The following is a 7,848-nucleotide window of genomic DNA, read 5'->3' on the forward strand; positions in this document are numbered from 1 at the left end:
CGTAGATCCAATTAAAACGCCGTTTTGTTTGATTCAGCTAGCACTGGGGCCCAGTTGTTCGGCCTTGGCCAGGCAAAGCGCGGCCTTTTCGTTCTCGCCGCAGGCGCGCAGCACCACTCCCAGGCGGAACTGGGTTTCGGCCTGGGATGAATCGAGTTCTTCGGCACGTTCCAGGTGCTCCCGCGAACGTTCGATGTCCGGCTGGGGTTGCTTGTAGAGCGCCCAGCCCAGCGCCGACTGGTACTCACATTCGTCCGGCCACAGTTCGACCGCCGGTTCGAGATATTCGAGAGCGCCGCGAAAGTCACCCATGCCGATCAGAATTTCACCCTTGCGATAGAAGGTCTCCGCTTGTGCGAGCGCTCGGGTGTCCACCGTGGGCTCGTCGGCGTGGAGCCTTTCGGCATCGTATTCCCGACGCTTGTCCGGGTCGCGCAAAACATCGTTCGCTTCGGCGATCCGCGCAAACACGGCGGCGGCCTGTAGCTTGATGTCCGAAAGTCCGAGGTGGGTCAGGGCGTCAGGGTGAAAGCGCTTGGCGGCCGCGAAATAGGCTTTGCGAACCTCGCCGTCTGATGCGTTTTTCGGAATCCCCAGCAGTTCGTAATAGCTGCGGTTCTCGATCCCCACGAGTCGTTTCAACACTTCGGTGCGCATGGCATCGGCGGCCAGCGCGATTTTTTTGGCAGCTGGCGTCGCGAATCTGCCGGAATTTAGAGACTCTTTTTCGGTTTCACTCGCTACTTGGTCATGGGCAACGACTTCGATCTCAATTTCGGGTTCGAGATTATCGTCTTCGTGATCGGTTCCACTGCTCAGTGCCGCATCTGTAAAACGAATGTACCGACCCTTGGCGAGAATCCAGACGGTGGCGAGTGCCTGAGGTGAGTTGAACTGCCCTCCGATCGCGGCGCCCAGAGTGAGAGTGCCGTCGAATCGGTCGAACATCGAGGCGATCTCATCGTCGCCGGCCAGCCGCCGCTGTGCTTCGTCAAAAGTCTTGTTGCGCTGGGGAAAGAGTTCGATCTGTTCGGTGAGGTCGGCGAGCAGCCGATCGGGGGTCCAGTGGCTGAGCAGACCTTCCCGGACCAGCGCGATCGGATCGCTTCTCATGGGTTGGACTTCGCTCTGGAGATCTTCCACCGACTCGAGTCGAAAATTGCCGCTGGACCAGGCGAAGGTCTCGAGCATGCGCCGGCGAACCTGCTCTTTGAGAGCGAGAAACAGTGCCTTGGGCTCGAGCAATTCGAGGGCCAGCAGTGCCACCCCTTCTTTGCACTGCTCGCGTTCCATGTACGAACTTACGCGCTGGTGGTCTAGAGAAGTCAGCAATCCCTGGTCGATCAGTTGCACGCCCAGGGTTTCATTTGCGAGATTGGATTCACTGAGGACCGGTGCGCCCTGTTGGAACACGATTCGTTTGGAGGTCTTGCCGCGAGAGAGCTCGAGTGCACCGCTGTAGCGGGTGCGACAGAGGTTGAGCAACAGTTCGGGAAACGAAATTTCGGTGAAGTCTCCCGAATGGTCGACGCTCAGGATTCGGCTGCCGTCCGCTTCCTCACCTGAGTGGTTCATAGGAGATGGCGCTGTGCTTCTGCGATCTGAAACGCCACCGCGATTGCTTCCGGTAGATCTTTGCGCAGCAGCAGGTGCTTGACTTCGAGATCGGCCACGATGGCTTCGGCCATGGGAGAGACATTGGTGAGGATGGCTTCTGCGCCCCACGCCTCAACGGTCTCGAGAATCTGTTCCAGTGCCGCGGCCGTGAAACCTTCGTCTAGTCCCTCGCCGAGCAGGTCCACCACCACCGCGCGAACGTCACTCGTGTCCGGATCGCGACCCAGCATCTCGACGGTGTGGAGCGCTTCGTCGATGTCGGAGAAGGGGAGCACCATGACGGGGCCCCAGACGTGGACCATCGTTGTGTCAAAGTCGAGTGGGGGCAAGTTGTTGAGCCCGATCGACGGTTCGCTGAAACCGCGGCTGATGTCGCGGAACCCCTGATAGGGGTGTTCGGGCAGGAGCCTGAGCGCCGCATCGTCTCCTCGCTCTTGCCAGGTGCCGACTTCTCGCGCGATGAACGTGCAGGCGTCGTCACCACATGCCTTGCAGTTTTCTTCGACCACCAGGATGTCGCAGTCCAGGGTACCGGAGAGCCACCCGGAGGTGTATCCAGCGCTCAGTGCACAACAGGCTGTGGTTTCGGGGCCAAACTTCGAGAGTCGGGCGTCGGCCTCGTAGTGTTCGGGCCAAGCCCCGGGGATCTCGATCTCGCCGCTGGTGTGCCCAACGGTTGGATGAGTGAAATGGATGGCGAGCAGGGTCGACTCGGCCACCGACTCGTCTTGCTCCAGCATCTCCATGGCGCACATGCGGTAGGCGTCTCGCAGTCCGAACAGGAGCCCGATCTGAAAAAGCGCTCGACCTGCGCCCAGGGATTCGAGTTCATCCTCGATTTCGACCAACAGCGAGGCGAGGAAGCGGCCGTTCATGAAGAGCTTTGGGTCGCTCATCAGCAGTGTTTCCGGACCAAAGCCCAGGGCCGAAAGGATGTCCATTTCGGATGCAACTTTTTTCGCTGTGGTCACTCGCTAGCCCTCGATGAATGAATAGATGTCGAATTGTTGGTTTCTTGCGATGAAGATTTCGCCTTCGTCGTCGAGCAGCTTCAAACAGGCGTCGACACAGACCGGGTCGAACTGGCTGCCGGAGAACTTGTGCAGTTCGCGCACGACGGTTTCGAGGGGCAATGCCTTGCGGTACGGCCGGTCGCTGGTCATGGCCTCGACGGTGTCGGCAACCAGAATGATGCGAGAGGGTTGCGGAATCTGGTCGCCCGCCAGTTGCATGGGGTAACCGGAACTGCTGCCGTCGAACCATTCGTGATGGTGGCGAACGCACGGCACAATGTGACTCAAGAACTCGACCGGTTCGAGGATCTTCGCTCCGATCTCCGGGTGCTTCTGAATCTCGCGGTACTCTTCGTCGCTCAATTTCGATGGCTTCGTGATGATCGCGTCCGGAATGCCGATCTTGCCTACGTCGTGGAGCAATCCGGCGAAGTAGATGCGCTCGATCATTTCATTGCGCAGGTTCATCTGCCGTGCAATTCGTGAGGAGTAGACTGCGACGCGGTCCGAATGACCTCGGGTGTAGTGGTCCTTGGCGTCGATCGCCTCGGCCAGCGCGCGAATGGTCTGGATATAGGCTGTGCTGAGTTCCTGGTTCTTGAGGGCGAGCTGCTTGGTGCGGTCTCGGACCTTGACTTCGAGATTGCGGTTCATGTCCTGGAGCTTGAAGTTTTGCTCCCGCGAGACGGTATTGAGTCGCTTGATCTCGGATTTCAGGTCGTAGTGATCGAATGCCTGGCGCAGGGTGGCGCGCAGTTCGTCGTCGTTCCATGGCTTTGTGATCAAGCGATAGATCTCGCCCTGGTTGATGGCATCGACGGCAATGGCCATTTCCGTATAGCCGGTCAGCATCATGCGGATGGTGTCAGAGTGCTGTTCCCGCACCGCGGAGAGAAATTCGACACCACTCATGGTCGGCATGCGCTGATCCGTCACCACGACTTGAGGCGGGGTTTTGCGCATGATTTCCAGTGCCTCGGCCGGATCGGTGGCCGTGAGCACACGCATGGGCTCGTGGCGAAGCAGACGTTGAATCGCTTTCAGGATATTGACTTCGTCGTCGACAAACAGGACTGCGTGTTCGGTCACGAACCGATCTCCAATCAGGTGTAATTCAGGGGCAGCATGGGAACTCAACGGGGTATCCCGGCACTAGAGTCGTATCGGCGCGACACGGGAACGTCCTTTGGCTTCTGTTCATCCGATGCGGAAAAATACAGCCGGCAACAGTCGCGCCGAACCGTCGCCGAGACTCGAACGACAGGCCAAGCTGCACCAAATTGCCTTGCTCGTGCGCACAATTTGCGCACCGTTGGCGTGGCAGTGCAACGTGTAGCCGGTTTGCGGATGAAAGTGGTGCGAAAGGGTCGTGGATTGCGCGCGATTTGCGCGTCTCTGATCGCGCTATTGGCTAGTGGAGGCCAGCCCCAGGCGTTGCCGCATATCACTGCCGGCTTGTACGGCTTCGCACCATTTCCGGTTCTCGAGGTACCACTGAACCGTGGCGGCGAGGCCGGTCTCGAGGTTGTGGGCTGGTTCCCATCCCAGTTCCTGGCGAATCTTGCTCGCGTCGATCGCGTAGCGTCGATCGTGCCCGGGGCGGTCTTCCACGAAGACTTTTAAATCTTTGTAGGAAGAGATCCCTCGCTCGGAGAGATTCGGATTCTTTGAAGCTGGCGCACGCGCATCGAGTTCATCGCAGATGGTGTCGACGATCTGTAAGTTGGTGCGCTCGTTGTTTCCACCAATATTGTACTTCTCGCCCAGGCGCCCCTTTTCCAGCGCGAGATGAATCCCTCGGCAGTGGTCCTCGACATAGAGCCAGTCGCGAATGTTGCCGCCGTCGCCATAAATTGGCAGGGGCTTTCCATCCAGTGCATTGAGGATCACCAGGGGGATCAACTTTTCGGGGAAGTGGAACGGGCCGTAGTTGTTCGAGCAGTTGGTGATCAGTGCAGGCAGCCCATAGGTCTCGAAATAGGCCCGAACCAGGTGATCGGCAGCGGCCTTCGAAGCGGAGTAGGGCGAGTTGGGAGCGTACGGGGTCTCTTCGGAGAAGGCGCCGGTTTCTCCCAGGGATCCGTAGACCTCATCGGTCGAGACGTGTAGAAAGCGAAACTGCGATTTGGCGGTGCCGGCGAGTTCCGCGCAGTAACGACGCGAAACATCCAGCAGATTGAATGTGCCTACGATGTTTGTTTCGATGAATGTTCCGGGCGAATCGATCGAGCGATCGACATGGCTCTCCGCGGCGAAGTTCAGCAGGGCGGTTGGAGCGTACTGGCTGAAGACTTTTTCGATGGCAGTCCGGTCACAGATGTCCAGCAATTCGAAATGGAAGCGCGGGTTTTCGCGCATGTCCGCGAGGCTTTCGAGATTGCCCGCATAGGTCAACTTGTCGAGCACCACGACTCGGGCGTTGCTTTCGCTCAGGACGAAGCGGGCGTAGTTGCTGCCGATGAATCCGGCAGCACCGGTGACGAGCAGGGTTTCCATCGTCAGTTCACCTGCTGCTGACGGATCATCTCGCTGACGTCCACAAAGGAGACATCCGCGTCAAACATAATTGCCAGCCTCGGGGGTGCGAATCCGCCGTTGCGCCTGCTTGAACCGTTCGACTTCGGCCTTGAGATCGCGGGTGTTTACTTTGGAGGCCGATTCGCCCCGGGCTGTCTCACTCGCCTTGTGACGAAGCACTGCGTGCAGGATGCGGACCCAGTCTCCCGGGGAGCAATCACGGGAGTGTCCCAGTACCGAATTCCAGTCGACCTTGTCGAAGAGCGACTGTCCCGCCCGTTTTTCCGCCGCAAGTGCGTGTATCTGAAGCGCGGCAATCATGTCGTCCGGAAATTGCGGACTCACCTCGACCAAACGCTCGAAGCGATTCGCGGCAACGAACGCCGGTCGCAGGGTGCCCGGCGTGGTCGTGGCCCCCACCACCAGATGCTGTCTGTTCGCGATGGTGCGATCGACGATTTCCAGCAGAAAATCCATGATGGGTCCGACCGGAAGGTCAGCGCGCTGGCTGCCGATCGCCTGGGCCCGGGAAAATTCGAGTTCGTCGAAGTAGACCGTGAGCGGCGGCATCTCTTCGAGGATCCTGGACCACTGCTGGACCAGCTCCGCCACCTTGCCCCCTGAGTGGACGACATCGAGAATCAGTCGCGGGATCTCGACTTCGAGAAAACTGGTCTTGGTATGGGTCGCGAGCGCCCGGGCGAGCAGGCTCTTTCCCACCCCCTCCCGGCCGATCAACAAAATGCCCGACGGCGGGAACGTGCCCCAATCTGTGTAGAAGTTGGGGTTGGTGGCCGCACACGCGTAGGTGAGAATTTCATCCTTGGGGCCCGCGAGTCCGCCGATCGAGTCGAAACCAAAGTTGGGGTCTGCGGTGAGCTTGGCGCCCCTCGCCATTGGGTCAACACTGCGCAAAAAGCTGGACCACAGATTTTGCGCGCGCTCGATTCGCTTGGCATGTTCATCCATGGCGCAAAGCTTAGTATGCTCGGAGATCGGAAGCCCGAATTCGGGGTGACGCTCGTTCAAGCCTGCGCCATACTCCCGCCGCCAAGCACATGGGTCCCCATCGTCTAGTGGTTAGGACACCGGCCTTTCAAGCCGGCGACACGGGTTCAAATCCCGTTGGGGATACCACCTCTGTGTATTCATTGACGAAACAGTCGATGACACCGCCTCGAAGCTCCGTAGGTACACGGAGCACGCGCATGTCGGGTACACATGGGAAGGGATACCACCGCCTTCAACGCAGACAGTCGGGTTACTTTTATCGGCGACGAGTCCCGTTCGATCTGGTCCCCGTGATCGGGCGCGGTGAAATCGTCCGCTCTCTGAACACGTCAAGGCTTGCTGAAGCACAAACGCAAGCAGCTATGCTCGACGCTGCGGTCTACCTGCTGTTGGACTTGGTTCGGGAGGGTTCTGTGTTGGGCACCGAAGAGACGCTTGAGCGGCTGTGCGCCCGGTATCGCTACGACATGATCTCCACAGACCGCGATGATCGGCGGAGGAATCCGTCTGATCCTGAAGCAGAGGCGGCGGGCTTTGCGGATGCGATGGTGCGTGAGTCCGAGTTGCTCGAAGCGCGAGACTTTGGACACCTTCGTGCCGAGGCTCAAGCCCTGCTCGTTCAGGAGGGCTTGGAGCTGGGCGGGGAAGCCTTTGAAGAGCTGCTCTGGGAGCTTTGCAGGACCAGAATCGGGATCTTCGACGAGTTGGGGGATGAAAGAACGGGCGATTTGGTCGGTAGGCCGCGCCCACCCCTCACCAACGGCTCCACAGCGGCCCTACCGAAGGCGAAACCCTCGCGGATGCTCTCTGAAGTGATCGCGCTCCACATCGAGGACCACGAAGGGGGGTCTTGGAGTGAGCGCACAGCGGGAATGGTCAAGGTTGAGTTGGCTGAGTTTCTTGAGATCGTAGGCGACCGGCAGATCGATCAGCTGACCAAGGATGATATTCGGGAGTACCGAAGGGTTTTGGAGAAGCTCACGTCTCGTCGCAGTGTGCGCCCGGAGTTCAGAGGCAAGACGATCGCTGAGGTACTGGACTTGAACCCGTTCCAGTTCTCTCGGCTTAATGAATCTGCCCGAGTGGTGGCCCCAGCTCTTCTGTCGGCGGAGATGCTTGCCACACAGGGCAGAGAGTTTGACTCGGTTGGCCTCGCAGTTTCGGACAGAGCAGCCCAGCTCTCCGTTGGCGGCGATGCCTAGTTTGATGTCGTAGGCGTTGAAGTCTCGCCTCTTGGTGAATGGCATGATGGTTGATGGCTCCTCTGAAATAGGAAGACCCCCCGAGGCCAATGAGGCGACGAGGGTCGAGGTGTTGATGATTGGTGTTGGAGGACTTTCAGATAGCGTGGAGCGACGACCTGTGGCGGAGGGGGAGGTGGGTGGTGAAGAGGACGACGAAGAAGAGTGAGACACCCTTCCCACGGCCCCCGAATCAGAAACTAAAGCCACACCTTGGTTGAGGCTTAGGTGGGGCTGAAGGTGGACCTAAAGTGCAGCCTCTATATCCACCTGCCCCATCTTTCTTCCCCAGGTCTCCAGCTTCGGTCGCCACTTTGGTAGGGGAGGTCCTTCCGTAGACGCACGCCGACCTCCGAAGCCGTGATGAGAGGGGGGTTCTGCCCTGATTTCGCGGACACATCCAAAAAGGCCGATAATGCGGTCGGAGGAGTGTCATGTCGAGCAGACGG

General features: G+C 59.1%; 6 protein-coding genes and 1 tRNA gene. 2 read left to right on the forward strand and 5 right to left on the reverse strand.

Annotated features, from left to right (window positions below):
- Positions 1-33: 33 nt before the first annotated feature.
- From IH881_15200 to IH881_15220, 5 genes are all read right to left on the reverse strand, one after another.
- Positions 34-1,575: a DnaJ domain-containing protein gene (locus IH881_15200; GenBank protein MCH7869042.1), complete on the reverse strand. Its 1,542-nt coding sequence runs from the start codon at positions 1,573-1,575 to the stop codon at positions 34-36.
- On the reverse strand, positions 1,572-2,588 hold the full coding sequence (locus IH881_15205; protein ID MCH7869043.1) for a hypothetical protein: 1,017 nt from the start codon (positions 2,586-2,588) through the stop codon (positions 1,572-1,574). The genes IH881_15200 and IH881_15205 overlap by 4 nt, the downstream gene beginning before the upstream one ends.
- 3 nt (positions 2,589-2,591) lie before the next feature.
- The gene (locus IH881_15210; GenBank protein MCH7869044.1) at positions 2,592-3,719 is read right to left on the reverse strand and encodes a response regulator; all 1,128 of its coding nucleotides are present in this window, start codon (positions 3,717-3,719) and stop codon (positions 2,592-2,594) included.
- Between the two features lie 315 nt (positions 3,720-4,034).
- A complete protein-coding gene (gene rfbB / locus IH881_15215) occupies positions 4,035-5,126 on the reverse strand; it encodes a dTDP-glucose 4,6-dehydratase (protein MCH7869045.1) in 1,092 nt (363 codons plus the stop codon).
- A 60-nt stretch (positions 5,127-5,186) separates the two neighbouring features.
- Positions 5,187-6,176: an AAA family ATPase gene (locus IH881_15220; GenBank protein MCH7869046.1), complete on the reverse strand. Its 990-nt coding sequence runs from the start codon at positions 6,174-6,176 to the stop codon at positions 5,187-5,189.
- 33 nt (positions 6,177-6,209) lie between these two features.
- Here IH881_15220 and IH881_15225 point away from each other — a divergent pair.
- Both IH881_15225 and IH881_15230 read left to right on the forward strand, forming a co-directional pair.
- A tRNA-Glu gene (locus IH881_15225) sits at positions 6,210-6,284 on the forward strand.
- Between the two features lie 71 nt (positions 6,285-6,355).
- Entirely contained in the window at positions 6,356-7,360 is a 1,005-nt protein-coding gene (locus tag IH881_15230; GenBank protein ID MCH7869047.1) for a hypothetical protein, read from the forward strand.
- Positions 7,361-7,848: the final 488 nt, after the last annotated feature.

It is taken from the genome of Myxococcales bacterium (assembly GCA_022563535.1).
GTDB lineage: Bacteria > Myxococcota_A > UBA9160 > UBA9160 > UBA4427 > DUBZ01.